Annotated in this window: 14 protein-coding genes; 8 read left to right on the forward strand and 6 right to left on the reverse strand. The window is 63.7% G+C overall.

Annotated elements, in window-relative coordinates:
• Nucleotides 1-98: 98 nt before the first annotated feature.
• Nucleotides 99-836 (reverse strand): autoinducer binding domain-containing protein, encoded by a 738-nt coding sequence (locus CO671_RS08125; RefSeq protein WP_010030477.1) that lies wholly within the window; start codon nucleotides 834-836, stop codon nucleotides 99-101.
• 226 nt (nucleotides 837-1,062) lie between these two features.
• Nucleotides 1,063-1,863, reverse strand: a complete 801-nt coding sequence (locus CO671_RS08130) for an IclR family transcriptional regulator (protein ID WP_097605731.1) — start codon at nucleotides 1,861-1,863, stop codon at nucleotides 1,063-1,065.
• A gap of 101 nt (nucleotides 1,864-1,964) precedes the next feature.
• Here CO671_RS08130 and CO671_RS08135 point away from each other — a divergent pair, with 101 nt between their 5' ends.
• From CO671_RS08135 to CO671_RS08155, 5 genes are all read left to right on the forward strand, one after another.
• Nucleotides 1,965-2,735 carry an SDR family oxidoreductase gene (locus tag CO671_RS08135; RefSeq protein WP_097605512.1) on the forward strand — a complete coding sequence of 257 codons (771 nt, stop codon included), beginning with the start codon at nucleotides 1,965-1,967 and terminating at the stop codon, nucleotides 2,733-2,735.
• Complete coding sequence (locus CO671_RS08140; RefSeq protein WP_097605513.1) at nucleotides 2,735-3,649, forward strand: 2-dehydro-3-deoxygalactonokinase; 915 nt, start codon at nucleotides 2,735-2,737, stop codon at nucleotides 3,647-3,649. The genes CO671_RS08135 and CO671_RS08140 overlap by 1 nt, the downstream gene beginning before the upstream one ends.
• Nucleotides 3,650-3,662: 13 nt before the next feature.
• Nucleotides 3,663-4,295, forward strand: a complete 633-nt coding sequence (locus tag CO671_RS08145; RefSeq protein ID WP_097605514.1) for a 2-dehydro-3-deoxy-6-phosphogalactonate aldolase — start codon at nucleotides 3,663-3,665, stop codon at nucleotides 4,293-4,295.
• A 4-nt stretch (nucleotides 4,296-4,299) separates the two neighbouring features.
• A complete protein-coding gene (locus CO671_RS08150) occupies nucleotides 4,300-5,187 on the forward strand; it encodes an SMP-30/gluconolactonase/LRE family protein (protein WP_097605515.1) in 888 nt (295 codons plus the stop codon).
• A 222-nt stretch (nucleotides 5,188-5,409) separates the two neighbouring features.
• Entirely contained in the window at nucleotides 5,410-6,018 is a 609-nt protein-coding gene (locus CO671_RS08155) for a PRC-barrel domain-containing protein (protein ID WP_010033432.1), read from the forward strand.
• Between the two features lie 93 nt (nucleotides 6,019-6,111).
• Here the strand turns inward: CO671_RS08155 and CO671_RS08160 are convergent, their stop codons facing one another.
• Entirely contained in the window at nucleotides 6,112-7,476 is a 1,365-nt protein-coding gene (locus CO671_RS08160; RefSeq protein WP_097605516.1) for an EAL domain-containing protein, read from the reverse strand.
• Between the two features lie 167 nt (nucleotides 7,477-7,643).
• The gene (locus CO671_RS08165) at nucleotides 7,644-9,374 is read right to left on the reverse strand and encodes a response regulator (RefSeq protein WP_097605517.1); all 1,731 of its coding nucleotides are present in this window, start codon (nucleotides 9,372-9,374) and stop codon (nucleotides 7,644-7,646) included.
• A gap of 183 nt (nucleotides 9,375-9,557) precedes the next feature.
• Between CO671_RS08165 and mutL the strand changes: the two genes are divergently transcribed.
• The 3 genes from mutL (at nucleotide 9,558) to CO671_RS08180 (ending at nucleotide 12,696) form a co-directional block, all read left to right on the forward strand.
• A complete protein-coding gene (gene mutL, locus CO671_RS08170; RefSeq protein ID WP_097605518.1) occupies nucleotides 9,558-11,375 on the forward strand; it encodes a DNA mismatch repair endonuclease MutL in 1,818 nt (605 codons plus the stop codon).
• A gap of 67 nt (nucleotides 11,376-11,442) precedes the next feature.
• Entirely contained in the window at nucleotides 11,443-11,673 is a 231-nt protein-coding gene (locus CO671_RS08175; protein WP_003588271.1) for a DUF2093 domain-containing protein, read from the forward strand.
• Between the two features lie 141 nt (nucleotides 11,674-11,814).
• Complete coding sequence (locus CO671_RS08180) at nucleotides 11,815-12,696, forward strand: AraC family transcriptional regulator (protein WP_097605732.1); 882 nt, start codon at nucleotides 11,815-11,817, stop codon at nucleotides 12,694-12,696.
• A gap of 174 nt (nucleotides 12,697-12,870) precedes the next feature.
• Here CO671_RS08180 and lpxK read toward each other — a convergent pair whose 3' ends face one another.
• Nucleotides 12,871-13,917 carry a tetraacyldisaccharide 4'-kinase gene (gene lpxK, locus CO671_RS08185; protein ID WP_097605519.1) on the reverse strand — a complete coding sequence of 349 codons (1,047 nt, stop codon included), beginning with the start codon at nucleotides 13,915-13,917 and terminating at the stop codon, nucleotides 12,871-12,873.
• 115 nt (nucleotides 13,918-14,032) lie between these two features.
• Entirely contained in the window at nucleotides 14,033-14,755 is a 723-nt protein-coding gene (locus CO671_RS08190) for an HAD family hydrolase (protein ID WP_097605520.1), read from the reverse strand.
• Nucleotides 14,756-14,760: the final 5 nt, after the last annotated feature.

Genomic DNA, 14,760 nt, shown 5'->3' on the forward strand with positions numbered 1-14,760 from the left:
ATGGAAAAAGCGGGAAACGCGGTCGGAAACGCCGGGACGACGCCCCGATCTGCCTACGCGCTGGGCGCCCGGCCGGAGCGGATCGCTGTCTTTGCACCTTATTTGATCAGGCCGATCCGCAGCGCCTTGGCGACGGCCTGGGTGCGGTTGACGGTGTCGAGCTTCTTGGTGGCGCGGTTGAGGTAATGATTGACCGTATGCTCGGACAGCGCCAGGATTTCGGCGATCTCGGCGCTGGTCTTGCCGGCCGCCGTCCAGTTCAGGCAATCGATCTCGCGGTCGGTCAGCGCATCGGTTATGCGGGTATCGAGGTTGCGGATCTCGGCAAGCCTGTCGAAGACATGGATGGCGATATAACAAAGCTCGCGCATCTCGGCCGGGCTGAAGGGTTCACGATCGCCGGCGAAGGAGACGGCACCGCGCAGGCCGGAGGGCTCATGCGTCGGGAAATAGGCGCAACGCGTCATCCTGAAACGTTCGAACAACCCGACGACCAGGGCGGACTTGCCGTCGTCGCGCGGCCAGTTCTGTCGCGACATGTCGTAAAAGAAGGGCCGCGCCGATGTTCGCAGCCGCCGCAGAACCGGGCTGTTCACCATCAACCCCTCCTGGTCGTAGAGCGCCAGAAGCTCGGCCGGCCAGCTGGTGATGACGGTGCTGCCCTGAAGATCGAGGGATGTGATCGGCGGCAGATTGAGAACCATGAAGGCGCGGCAGCGATAGGCTTCGGTCACGCGTTTCATGAACCGGAAAATGTCGAACTGGGTCTTCAGACCCGCAATTTCCTTGATGTAATCGTCTTCTTCTACCGTGGATGTTTGCGACAAGGGTTCCATCACATTTCTTCATCTTCGGCGCCGCGGCCGTTCGCTTGCATCGGAGGATGACGATTGCTGCGGGTCATACAATCGGCCGCGGCGTTCAAGCATTCGGCCGATAGGTGTTGTCGATTGCGCGGACTATTTCCAGTTGTCGTGATTCGCCGGCAAATCTCAATTTTTTCCGTTTTAGTCTTTTGTCTTATACATGCGTTGTCCCCGGACCGCTGCTCATCGCATCATGCTAGCGACGCGGGCCGAGGCGGATGCGCATGCCTTCCATGATCCTTCCGGCTGCGCGCTGAACCGGAACGACCCATTGGGCGAGAAGTTCCATCGACAGGCGGTAGGCCGGGCCGGTGATCGAGACACCGCCGAGAAAAGTCCGATCCTCCGACCAGATGGGTGCGGCGATGCAGCGGATGCCGGCCTCGTGCTCCTCACGATCGAAAGCATAGCCCTGATCGGCGATCTCACGGATTTCGGCGAGCAGACTTGCTGGCGAAGCGTGGGTGGCGGCGGTAAAGCGGGTGAAATTGACGCCGGCGAGGAGATCGGCCAGGCTTTCGGCCGGAAGCAGCGATAGCGCCGCCTTGCCGACGCCGGTGCAGTAACAGGGCGAGGCATTGCCGATCTGCGAATACATGCGCACCGGCTGGCGGCCCTCGACCTTGTCGAGGTAGATGATCGACTGCCCCCTGAGAACGCCGAGATGCACGGTCTCGCCGGTCGCCTGCTGCAGATCGACAAGATGCGGTTCGGCGATCAGGCGGAATTCGTTGCGCGCCCAGCTGCGGGCGGCGAAATCGAGCAGGCGCAGGCCCGGCGCATAGCGGCCGTCGCCATCGAGTTCGAGCAACCCCTCCTCGACTAGGTGGCTGAGCTGGCGATGCAGGGTGCCGCGCGGCTGGCCGGCAAGCGACAGGATATCGGTGAAACGCAGCGGCGCATCGGCATGGGTGACGAGATCGAGCAGCACCATCAGCTTGCCGAGTGTGCCGGTCTCGCGGGCTTGCTGCGCCATGCCGTCGCCGTTTGCATTCATCGTCTCATCCGCCCTTGACAGAAACGGCAGCATAATTCGATAATTCCATATAGTCAAATTAAGTTCCAAATAATGGAACAATACCTCTTCGGGAGAAGACGATGACCGCGACGTCAGCCCAGTTTCCGGAGTTCAAAGACCGAACCGTGCTCGTGACCGGCGGCGGATCGGGCATCGGCGCGGCGATCGTCGAAGGTTTTGCGCGCCAGGGCGCCAAGGTGTCCTTCATCGACATCGCCGAGGCCGCCGGCCGCGCACTTGCCGAGCGGCTGTCGCTTGAGACGGCGCATCCGGTTTCCTTTTATCATGCCGACCTGCGCGACATCGAGGCGATCCGGCGCACCGTCGATACCGTCGTTGCCGCTTCAGGGCCGATCCGGGTGCTCGTCAACAATGCCGCCTGGGACGACCGCCACGAATTCGACGCGGTCACCGAGGCCTATTGGGACAACAACCAGGCGGTCAATCTGCGGCATGTGTTCTTCGCCTCGCAGGCTGTGGCGCCATCGATGCGGGCCGCCGGCGGCGGCGCGATCATCAATATGTCGTCGATCGCCTTCAAGCTCAACATGGGCGGTTTTCCCGCCTATGCGGCGGCGAAGGCTGCGGTCGTCGGATTGACGAAGAGCATGGCCGGCAGGCTCGGGCCGGAGAATATCCGGGTCAACTGCATCCTGCCCGGCATGGTCGTCACCGAACGGCAGATGCAGCTCTGGCTGACCGAAGAGAGCATCGCCCGCTCGGTCGAGCAGCAATGCCTGAAGGTCGCGCTCAAAGCCGATGCGATCGTCGGTCCCTGCCTGTTTCTTGCATCCGACTGCGCGGCTGGAATGACCGCCCAGTCCCTGATTGTCGATGGAGGCATTCTGTAATGACGAATCCCGCTTATGTCGCGGTGGACTGGGGCACCAGCAGCTTCCGGCTGTGGCTGATCGGCCGGGACGGCAGCGTCCTTGCCGAGCGCCGCAGCGGCGAAGGCATGACGAGCGCCGCAAAAACCGGCTTTTCCGCCGTGCTTGCCAGCCATCTCGCCGCCGTCGCGGCACCGGAAAACCTGCCGGTGATCGTCTGCGGCATGGCCGGCGCCAGGCAGGGCTGGATCGAGGCCGGTTATATCGACGTGCCCACGCCGCTTGCCGCCATCCTCACCGGCGCGGTTTCCGTGCCCGGCGAAAGCCGCGATATCCGCATTCTGCCGGGCCTTGCCCAGCGGCAGGCGGCGACACCCGACGTCATGCGCGGCGAGGAAACCCAGCTTCTCGGCGCACTCGGCAGCACGAGTGCCGGCGCCCAGGCGGTCTGCATGCCCGGCACCCATTCGAAATGGGTGCATGTCAGCGACGGCAAGGTCAGCGGCTTTTCCACCTTCATGACCGGCGAGCTCTTCGACGCGGTCAGCAAACACACGATCCTTGCGCATGCCGTTGCCGGGGCCGAGGCGCAGCCGGCCGATGCGGCGGCCTTCGAGGCGGCGGTCTCGGCCGCCTTCGCCAAGCCGGCCCTGGCGACCAACCTGCTCTTTACCGCCCGCTCCGGCCAGCTGCTGCACGGGATCTCCGCCGCAGCCGCGCAAGCCCGGCTCTCCGGCACGCTGATCGGCCTCGAAATCGCCGGTGCGCTGCAGGATGCCGCCAACTCAGGCATCACCCTCGTCGCCTCCGGACGCCTGCAGGCGCTCTACGAACAGGCCTTCAAAACCCTCTCCCTCGCCTTCACCGCCATCGATGCGGACGCCGCCGTGCGCCGCGGGCTGTCGGCCGCCGCCGACGCCATCTGGCCGAATTGAGAAAGCTGACACGATGAACCGTATCCCCTTCCCCGACATGAAGCGCCCGCTGATCGCCATCCTGCGCGGCATCCGGCCGGACGAGACCGAAAGCGTCGTCGGCGCGCTGATCGACAACGGCCTGACGGCGATCGAGATTCCGCTCAACTCGCCGGAGCCGTTCAAATCGATCGAGATCGCCGCCAAAATGGCGCCGCCCGAGGTGCTGATCGGCGCCGGCACGGTGCTGACGGTCGAGGCGGTCGACAGCCTGAATGCGGCCGGCGGCAAGCTGCTGGTGACGCCGAATGTCGAGCCCGAGGTGATCATCCGGGCGCGCCAATACGGCATGGTGACGATGCCCGGCGTCTTCACGCCGACCGAGGCGCTGGCCGCAGCGCGGGCCGGCGCCACCGGGCTCAAATTCTTTCCGGCGAGCGTGCTCGGTCCTTCCGGGATCACGGCGATCCGCGCGATCCTGCCGCCGGAACTGACGATTGCCGCCGTCGGCGGCGTATCGGACAAGAATTTCGCCGATTACACCAAGGCCGGCATCTTCGCCTTCGGCCTCGGCACCAGCCTCTACAAGCCGGGAATGACCGCGGCAGAGGTTGCCGAGCGTGCCAAGACGACCATTTACGCCTATGATGCAGCCATGGGAGCGTGAGCGTATGACCGAGATTTACGAGTTCGAAGGCAAGACCCTTTGCAACACCAATTCCGTCCTCGGCGAAGGGCCGACCTATGATCCGGACAGCAATACGGTCTGGTGGTTCAACATCCTCGGCAAGGAGTTGCACGAACTCAGACTGGCGACGGGGGAGAAAAAGGTGCACCCGCTGCCGGTGATGGCAAGCGTGCTGGCCCGCATCGACGCCGGACGGCAGCTGATCGCGACGGAAGAAGGGCTTTTCGTGCGCGATCTCGCAAGCGGCAACCTCACCTTCTACGCCGCGCTCGAAAACGACCGGCCGGAAAACCGCTCGAACGACGGCCGCACCCACCCTTGCGGTGCGCTCTGGATCGGCACGATGAGCAAGCGGGCGGAAAACCAGGCCGGCGCCATCTATCATGTCGCGAGCGGCAAGGTGACGAAGATCTTCAACGGTATCAGCATTCCGAATTCGATCTGCTTCTCGCCCGACGGCACGATCGGCTATTATACGGATTCCCGCATCAACCGGCTGATGCGCGTCATGGTCGACCCGCATACCGGGCTGCCGGCGGGCGAGCCGATCGTGCTCGTCGACAGCATGAATGAGCCAGGCGACATCGACGGCTCGGTGGTCGATGCCGACGGCTATATCTGGAACGCCCGCTGGGGCGCCGGCGTCGTCGATCGTTACAATCCCGACGGTCTGCGCATCTCGCGCTACAAGGTCCCCGCCGTCCAGCCATCCTGCCCCGCCTTCATCGGCGTCAATGGCGACCGGCTGGCGGTGACGACAGCCTGGGAAGGGCTCGACGAGGACGCCCGTTCGGCCCAGCCCTCGGCCGGCGCGCTGCTCGAACTCGGCATCGGGGTCAAGGGTGTGTTCGATCCCGTCTATGTCATCTGAGGACGGCGTCTGACGACCGCCATTCAAGGCGCTCCCGAGTGGGGGCGCTTTTTTCGTTTCGGCGGCCATGCCGCGATAAAAGTTCCGTGAGAATCGAGAAATTTTCCGTGTTTTCAACCGGAACCAATCCGCGCACCGCTCATTTTCCCTACGAACCGGCGCGGCAAGGAATACCCATTGCCGGGTCAGCGATCACTCTAGGGAACTGAAAGTAGGTTCGAAATGACACGCAAACTTTTGACGACCGTTGCCGCTGGCGCGCTGTTTGCCACGGCTTTCGCACCGGCGGCCTTCTCGCAGACCGCGCCGCAGCCTGCGGATCCCGCCGCTCCGACCCAGACAGCGCCGGCTGATCCGGCTGCCCCCAAGCCGGTAACCCCTGACGTCACCAAACCCGCAGGCGATGCCGCACAGGCCCCGGCCACCACGGCACCGAGCACGGATATGGCTCAGGGCAGCTATCTGACGGAGCAGGCTGCGGATCAGATCAGCGCCAACACCTATATCGGCCAGTCGGTCTATAACCCCAACAATGAAAGCATCGGCAGCATCAACGACCTCATCCTCAAGAAGGACGGCGGCATCGTTGCTGCGATCGTCGGCGTCGGCGGCTTCCTGGGCATCGGCGAAAAGAACGTCGCGGTGCCGATGGATAAGATTGCCATCGCTCAGAACACCCAGGACGGCAGCCTCAAGCTGACGACCACCGAGACGGCTGAATCGCTGAAGGCTGCGCCTGAGTTCAAGACGCTGGCAATGCAGTCCGCAGAAAAGGCCCCGGCCGCACCTGGTACCGATACAACGGCAACCGGCTCGACCACGCCTAAGTAAACCGCGCGCGGTAGTATAGCGTAGGCGATGGCGCTCCTAGGGGCGCCATTGCTTTGTTGGCGGTATCATTGAATGCAATGGCAAGCGGAATGCTTATGCGCTGACGCGCTCGGTCATCGCCGTGTCGTAGTAGTTCTCGTGCAGGAAACGCAGCGTGGCGATGCCATCGGCCGGGCGGCCGAAATGATAGCCCTGGCCCATGCCACAGCCAAGCGTGCGCAGTTTCACCGCCTCGGCGTAATCCTCGATTCCCTCGGCCACGACTTCCAGTTCCAGGCCGTCGCACATGGCAAGGATCGCCTTGATGATGTGTTCGGAGGCGCGGTCGGAATTGATGCGCGAGACGAAGGCACGGTCGATCTTGATCTTGTCGAAGATGAAGTCGCGCAGGCGCCCGAGGCTCGACTGGCCGGTGCCGAAATCGTCGAGCGAGATGCGCACGCCGGCGGCGCGCAGGTCGGCGATGATGCGGTGGGCGGTGTCGGCCGACCCCATCACCGCCGTCTCGGTGATCTCCAGTTCCAGACGATGCGGATCGAAACCGACCCGGCCGAGGATCGACAGGATGCTGCCGCTCGTGCCGGGATCCATCAGCTGCGCCGAAGAAAGATTGAACGACAGGAAGAGTTCGCGCGGCCAGGAAAGTGCTGCTTCCGCGGCCTTGCGCAGCAGCGTTTCCGACAGGGCGTCAATGAAACCGCGCTCTTCGGCGAGCGGCACGAAGACGCCGGGCGAAACGAAGCCGAGATCGGGATCGTTCCAGCGCGCCAGCGCCTCGAAGCCGACGACCTGATTGTTTGATAACGAAACGATCGGCTGGAAATGCACGTCGATCGCGTCCGATATGATGGCGTTTCTCAGCGCCTGCTCCAGCTGCGTGGCGCGCTTCATCTCCTGGGCGATCTCACGCGAATAGACGGTGATCTGGCCACGGCCGCGGCGCTTGGACCGATAGAGCGCCGTTTCGGCGCTCTTCAGCAGCTCCTCGCAGTCCTCTCCGGCGAAGGGGTAGATGGCAAAGCCGAAGGAGGCGGAGAGACGGACGTTGCGGTCGCCGAGATCATAAGGCGCCGACAGCACCTCGCGGATCATCTGGCCGAATTTCTCCGCGCTCGCCCGCTCGAAAATCAGCGGCAGCACGAAGGCGAATTCGTCGCCGTCGTGACGGGTGACCAGCGCGCCGTCCGGAATGCAGGCCTTGAGGCGATGGGCGACCTGGCAGAGGATTTCATCGCCGGCCGAGGAGCCGAAAAGATCGTTGATCGGCTTGAAGCTGTCGAGATTGGCAATGCCGATGGTGAAGGGAGCCGGATCGCTGGCGCGCTCGGCGGAAATTTGCAGGACCTTCTCGCGCATGCGATTGCGGTTTCCCAATCCGGTCAGCGGATCGGTATAGGCCATCGCCTGAAGCTCATTGTGACTCACGGTCAAGGAAGCCATGTCCGCCGATTTCATCATCCAAACCCGAGCTTTCCTCCGCAGCCGAGCAAAGAATGACCGGCATTTCTTAACAATTCGCTAGTAAATCAGTCGCCCTGACAGCCCGATTCGCCCCAAATTTAAGGGATTGACGCTATCGGCGAGAGCAGGATGCCTTCACCAGAAGGCGGCCATATTTTTCAGTATCACGCGCTCGTTCGAACCCGAACGCCCTCTTCCACCAAATATTTCTGAAATATCGCCTCGAGCATGTCGGGGCTGACGGGTTTCATGATGACGTCGTCCATGCCCGATTTGGCGCATTCGGCGCGATCGCGCTCGAAGGCCTGGGTGAGTACGCCGATAATCGGGGTGCGGGCTGCGGCCCCCGCTTCCTCCATCTGCCGGATCAGGCGCGCGGCTTCGAAGCCGTTGAAGCCCGGCAGGGAAATATCCATCAGCACCACCTGCGGCCTGTGTTCGGCCCAGAGGCGCACGACCTCGTCGCCGGTCGCAGCGATCATATGGCGATAACCGAGGCCCTCGAGGATCTGTGTGAAGACGATCTGGTTGATATCATTGTCTTCGGCGACGAGAACCTGCAGGCCGACCGCGTCGTCGGAGATGCTGATTTCCCAATCGGCATCCGTGCCGGCGCCGTTGTTGCGGCTGTTGCGATTGAAATGGCGAGCGATCTGGAAGGTGAGCTCGTTGGCGATCTGGAAGCCGTCCATGACGAGCGCCGGGATGCCGTATTGCTCGGCAAGCTCGAGGCAGCGCATGCCCATCTGGTTGTCGATGATCAAGAGATCGAGCGAGATGCCGGAGGAGGTGGCGATTTCCAGGAAGCGCTCCTCCTCGTCCTCGCCGCGCACCGAACAGGATTCGAAACCGTATTTCGACAGCGTGCGCAAAGCCGCGACCTCGGCGGCGAGGTCGGCGGTGACGACGAGGATCTTGCGGCCGGAAAAATTCTCCGGAACGATCGCTTCCATCGCCGCCGGCTCGCGGCGCTCCACCGCGCTCGGCACCGGCACATAGGCGCGGCGATAGCTCTGGTTGGCGGAGGTGGTGATCGCCGAGGCGCGGTCGAACTCCTCGAGATCGGCGCCGTCGCGCGGCAGGTCCTGCGTCGTCGACACCAGGAAATAGCGACCGGGCTTGCCGATACGGTGCTTGCGGCTAACGATGTCGCGCTCGATGCCGTCACGGGAGATCTGCCGCTGGCGGGAGACCGACATTTCGCCGGTCTCCAGCACGTGACGGTCGCTCTCTTCGAAGCGTTTGGCGATCTCGGGGGAAAAAAGGTCGCCGCTCTTGCGCCCGAGCACCTCGTCGGCGGTGGTCTGGTATTTCTCGCAGAAGGCGAGATTGACCGCGACATAGGTAAGGTTGCGGTCCTTGACGAAAAGCGGAAACGGCAGATTGTCGAGAATGTCCTCGGTGAGCTGCACCCGTTCCAGATCCGAGCGCCACTGCTCCTCGCGCTTCTTGTCCTCGGAAATGTCGGAGACGATGGTGACGCCGTAACCGCCCGGCAGCCTGCGCTTGACGAAGCGGACCCAGCTGTCGGCGCCATGGCGCTCGACGGCGTCGAAGCGCTCGCGCCAATGCGAGGCGATCTTCTGCGACAGCCAGTCCTCGCGGCTGAGCGAGCCGCCCTGCCTGACATCATATTGCTGGCGAACGCCGGTATCGTAGATCGCGCCCAGGAAATCGCGCAGCCGCGTGCCCGGCTTCAGCATCTCGGCCGGCAGCGGGAAGAATTCGAGGATCTGGCGGCTCGCGAAGATCAGGTGATCGTTCTTGTCGTATATGATGAACGCTGCCGAAAGACCGTCGCACACGACATCGAAAAGCGCCGTCTGCAGATCGGCCTCGGCGGGAGTCCCGTCGATTTCCGATGACGTGTCCGCCTTTTCGAAGCCGGCACTCATTCTATTGCGTCCCACATCTGTTCGATTTTCGCAGCTTCCGGAGGTATATGAATAAAAATGCCATTTTTCTGTTAAAACCGGCTTAACACTGCCGATCGTCGAAACTGGGGAGCCGCAGATCACGCTTCTGTAAAGCCTATGAAATCCCCTTCCCTCCAGCCCGCGAATCCCCGAAAATAGCCCATGGCCATCAGACAGCTTTCCGAAACGCTCATCAACCAGATTGCCGCCGGCGAGGTCATCGAACGGCCGGCGAGCGCTGCCAAGGAACTGATCGAAAATGCGCTCGACGCCGGGGCGACGCGCATCGAGATCGCCACGGCGGGCGGCGGCAAGGCGCTGCTGCGGGTCAGCGACAACGGCTCCGGCATGGAGGCGGCCGATCTGGAACTGGCGGTCCGGCGCCACTGCACCTCGAAGATATCCGAGACGCTCGAGGATATCCGCACGCTCGGCTTTCGCGGCGAGGCGCTGCCGTCGATCGGTTCCGTCGCCAGGCTCAGCATCGCCAGCCGCAGGCGCGACAGCGCCGGCGGCCACGAGATCACTGTTGCCGGCGGCAAGATCGTGCATCTCCGGCCGGCCGCCGCCAATCCCGGCACCATCGTCGAAGTGCGCGACCTGTTCTTCGCCACGCCGGCGCGGCTGAAATTCCTGAAGAGCGAAAAGGCCGAGGCCGGCGCCATTACCGAGATCGTCAAGCGCATGGCGATCGCTTTTCCCGCCGTGCGCTTCGTGCTGTCGGGTTCGGACCGCACGACGCTGGAATTTCCGGCGACCGGCGAAGATCATCTGGCGCGCATGGCGCAGGTGCTCGGCAAGGAATTCCGCGACAACGCCATTCTCCTCGACGCCGTGCGCGAGGATATCGCGCTGACCGGCTTTGCCGGCGTGCCGACCTTCAACCGCGGCAACTCCGCTCATCAATATGCCTTCGTCAACGGCCGGCCGGTGCAGGACAAGCTGATCCTCTCGGCGATCCGCGGCGCCTATGCCGAGACGATCCCTTCAGGACGCTATCCGGTGGCGGTGCTGTCGATCACGCTTGATCCGGCTCTCGTCGACGTCAACGTGCATCCGGCAAAATCCGACGTGCGCTTCCGCGACCCGGGCCTGGTGCGCGGCCTGATCGTCGGCGCCATCCGGGAAGCCCTGGCGCGCGACGGCGGCCGGGCGGCGACAACAGGAGCGAGCGACATGCTGCGCGCCTTCCGCCCCGGCTTCCAATCCTATGCGCAGCGGCCGCAAGCGCCATGGTCGGCCGAAACCTCGCCCTTCCGGCCCTACCAGCCGGCAAGCGGTCTCAGTGAACGGCCGCAGGCGTCCTTCGACGGGCTATCAATGCCGACGGCGCGGGCCGAGCCGCCGCCTTCGGCCCAGCCGGCCGCTTCCGAACCGGCCTCTCCCGAAACAACCGGACGCTATCCGCTCGGCGCCGCGCGGGCGCAGATCCACGCCAACTACATCGTCGCCCAGACCGAGGACGGGCTCGTCATCGTCGATCAGCATGCGGCACATGAGCGGCTGGTGTTCGAGGCGATGCGCAAGGCGCTGCATTCGAAGCGGCTGGCCTCGCAGGTGCTGCTCATCCCTGAGATCATCGACCTTCCCGAGGAGGATTGCGACCGGCTGATGCAGCATGCGGCCGAGCTTTCGGAACTGGGACTGGCGATCGAACGCTTCGGCCCCGGGGCGATCGCCGTGCGCGAAACGCCGGCGATGCTCGGCGAGGTCGACGCGCACGGCCTCATCCGCCAGCTTGCCGACGAGATCGCCGAATGGGACACGGCGGCCGGCCTGTCGGCCAAGCTCGAATATGTGGCGGCGACCATGGCCTGCCATGGATCGGTTCGCTCCGGACGGCGGCTGCGGCCGGAGGAAATGAACGCGCTGCTGAGAGAAATGGAAGTGACGCCCGGCTCCGGCCAGTGCAATCACGGCCGGCCGACCTATATCGAATTGAAGCTCAGCGATATCGAGCGGCTTTTCGGCAGAAGCTAAAAAAGCTGGCAAAGCCGCTGTTGCGGGAGTATGGCAGACGCATGACAGGCAGCAGGGAACGGAGCGCATGAATTTGTTCGAAGGGCACGGAAACCGCGAGGCGAAGATCCGCTATCTCGACGGCGATTTCCAGATTCTCTCGCCCGGCTCCTACGTCGTCTGCGCGATGACCGGAAAACAAATCCCGCTCGACGAGCTGCGCTACTGGAGCGTCGCCCGCCAGGAGCCCTATGCCGATGTGATCTCGGCGATAGAAGCCGACAAACGTGCCGGCGTGCTGCCGAACCAGCGGCGTTAGAGCATTCTCGCCGTTCCTCCTGTAATTGGCGTGACCGCAAACGGCCTTTGGCCGTTCTGCGACCCGTGACAAAACCGCAAGATCGGTCGAGCGCGTCATGGCCGCCAAGGTTTAGCTGGTGCCGCCACGGAGGACGGGATGATGAAGGCGGCGCTTCAAAATTACCATGCCCGCATGCAGCGGGTGCTGAATCACATAGACCGGCATCTGGACGATGATCTGGACCTGGATGCGCTGAGCAATGTCGCAGCCTACTCGAAATATCATTTCCATCGGCAGTTCACGGCGACCTTTGGTCTATCCGTGCATCGCTATATCCAGCTCGCCAGGATGAAGCGCGCTTCATACCAGCTAGCCTACAGGGATGCCCAAAGCGTCACCGATATAGCGATGGAAGCCGGCTACGACGGCCCTGATGGCTTCGCCCGCGCCTTTCGGCAACGGTTCGGCCAATCGCCTTCGTCTTTCCGGAAGTCTCCCGACTGGGAGCCGTGGCTTGTGGCCTTCGGGCCTCTCAACAACGCCAGGAGCAAGCTCATGCAGAAGACTTTTACCATTGACGACGTGACGATCCGCGATGTGCCTCCCACGCCGGTGGCGATCATGGAGCATCGGGGCGATCCCGCAACGCTCGGCGCCACCATCCAGCGCTTCATCGCCTGGCGCCAGGGGGCCGGCCTGCACCCTAAGACAAATCCGACCTTCAATATCTGGCGCTCCGAGCGGCGTCCCGCGTCGCCCGCCGATTATAGCGTGGACCTTTGTGTCGGGCTGGACAAACCAATTGAGGCGGACGGCGGTGAGATCAAAGCCGGCGAGATCCCCGGCGGACGCTGCGCGGTGCTGCGCGTCGTCGGCAACACCGACAACCTGGAGCCCGCCGCGCTCTACCTTTATCGCGACTGGCTGCCGGCCAGCGGGGAGGAAGCGCGCGACTTCCCGATCTATTGCCAGCGGCTGCACTTCTTCCCTGAAGTGGCGGAGCATGAGGCGGTCGCGGAGCTGTTTTTGCCGCTGAAATAGCGCCCTTCGACGGCGGCCTGCCGCTTCCGCGCGCAGGAGACGGACAGGCCGCTATCCGTCCAATCCCGGTTTAATGCATGTCGCCCGGAAGTGTGCAGCGGTTCCGGAATAACGACATGCATCAAAACAAAGGGTTAAAGCGCGTCGCATGAATCATATTTGACGCGACGCGCTTTACGGGTTTCCGGCCTTCATCTCCCGCAGGCGCCGCTCGCGGCAGGCGACAATTGCCCGGTCGATGATCAGCCCGGGGGCGAGGTGATCGTCGAAGACCATGTCGACCTCGATCACCCGGCACTTTTGCGCCAACTCCGCCGCCTTGCCGTGATGGCCGGCGAGGCGGACGAAATCCTTCGAGGTGGTGACGATCAGAAGATCCTGGCGCTCGGCGGTCGTCAGGATGTCGCCGATCTCATCCTCGGTCAGGTGCTCGTGGTCACCGAAGGTCTTGGCGACTGTGATTTCGGCGCCGCGCGATTCGACGGTACGGAAGAATTTGCCGGGATCGGCGATGCCGGCAAAGGCCAGCACCCTGATGCCGGTGAGCCTATCGTCGCCGCGCACCTTGAGCGATGCGGTGAAATAAGGTTTTGCCGCGCGCGCCGCCATACGGACGATCCTGTCGGCGGCATGGCCGCCGCCGACCTTCAGCAAAGCCGTCGCCGAGCGCAGCTGCTGGCGGATCGGGGCGCGGACCGGGCCAGCCGGCACGATATGGCCGTTGCCGAGGCCGCGCGTCGCGTCGATGACGAGCAGGGCATAGTCGATCGCCAGCCGGGCGCTCTGGAAACCGTCATCCATGATGATCAGGTCAGCACCTTCCGCGACCAGGCGCCGAGCCCCCTCGATGCGCCGCCGGGAAATCACCGTCAGCGCCTCCTGGGCAAGCAGCAGCGGCTCGTCGCCGACGGCGACGGCCCGGTGATGCTGCGGATCGACCACCGTCGTCACGTCGAGGGAGCCGCCGTAGCCCCGGCTGAGAAAGCCGGGTTTCAGGCCTTTCGACTTGGCGGCGCGGGCGATCGTCAGCGCCGTCGGCGTCTTGCCGGCGCCGCCGACGGTGAAATTGCCGACGCAGATGACGGGAACGGAAACGGAGGCGCGGCGCGCATGGGCCATGCGGTAGCCGGCGACGCGGCCGTAGAGAAAGGAAAGCGGCGCCAGCATCCAGGCCCGCCAATCGGCTTTCCTCCACCAGAACGGCGGCGCTTCGGATATCATCTTGCCGTCCCGCTCCCCTGCCCGGCTTCAGAACCGGCCCCTTGCTTTTCGACCGGCCGGATTGAGAAGCCAAAACCGGTGAAAATGCAAGTCCTTGCCAAGACCGCGACGCGGTTTAGGCGGGCTGCAGGTCCGGCAGCAATGTCTCGATGGCGGTTATATCGTCGAGCACATGATCGGCAGCGGCGGCAAGCGAAGCCCGCGAGCCGGTGCCGGTCAGCACCGCGATCCTCAGTCCCGTCCCGGCATTCAGGCCCATGTGCAGATCATGATTGTTGTCGCCGACGATCGCGACCTCTTCCGGCAAAAGTCCGGTCGCGGCGCAGAAGCCGAGCACCATGCCGGGCTCCGGCTTGACGCCGAAGCCGCTGTCGTAGCCGGCGATGTAATCGACATATCGGGCAAAACCGAAGCGTTCGGCCGTCTGGCGGATCGAGCGTTCATTGTCGCTGGAGGCGACGCCGAGCTTGAAGCCGCGCTGGTGCAGCCTGGCGAAGAAGCCGGCGAGATCGGTCACCGGCACGGAAAATTCGGCAGCGCCGGAAAAGAGATCGTCGAGGCGGACGGTCAATTCGCCGACATCGACCATCGAGCCGGCGGCGACGAGCCCCTCGGCAATCTGGCGGGTATTGCCGGCAGCAAGCAGGCTGTCGGGAACGATATGACCGGTCTGAGGATCCATGCCGCAAGCCAAGAGCAACCGGTCTGCGAGAAGCGGATCGCCCTCGGCGGCGATGCGGGCAAGCTCGCGATTGACCGGCAACCAGCTCTCGTCATAATCGAGCAGCGTGCCGTCCTTGTCGAAGAGGATGCCTTTGATACGCGCCGGGCCCGACATCGCGC

Origin of the sequence: Rhizobium sp. M10, from assembly GCF_002531955.1 — a bacterium.
Taxonomy (GTDB): Bacteria; Pseudomonadota; Alphaproteobacteria; order Rhizobiales; family Rhizobiaceae; genus Rhizobium; species Rhizobium etli_C.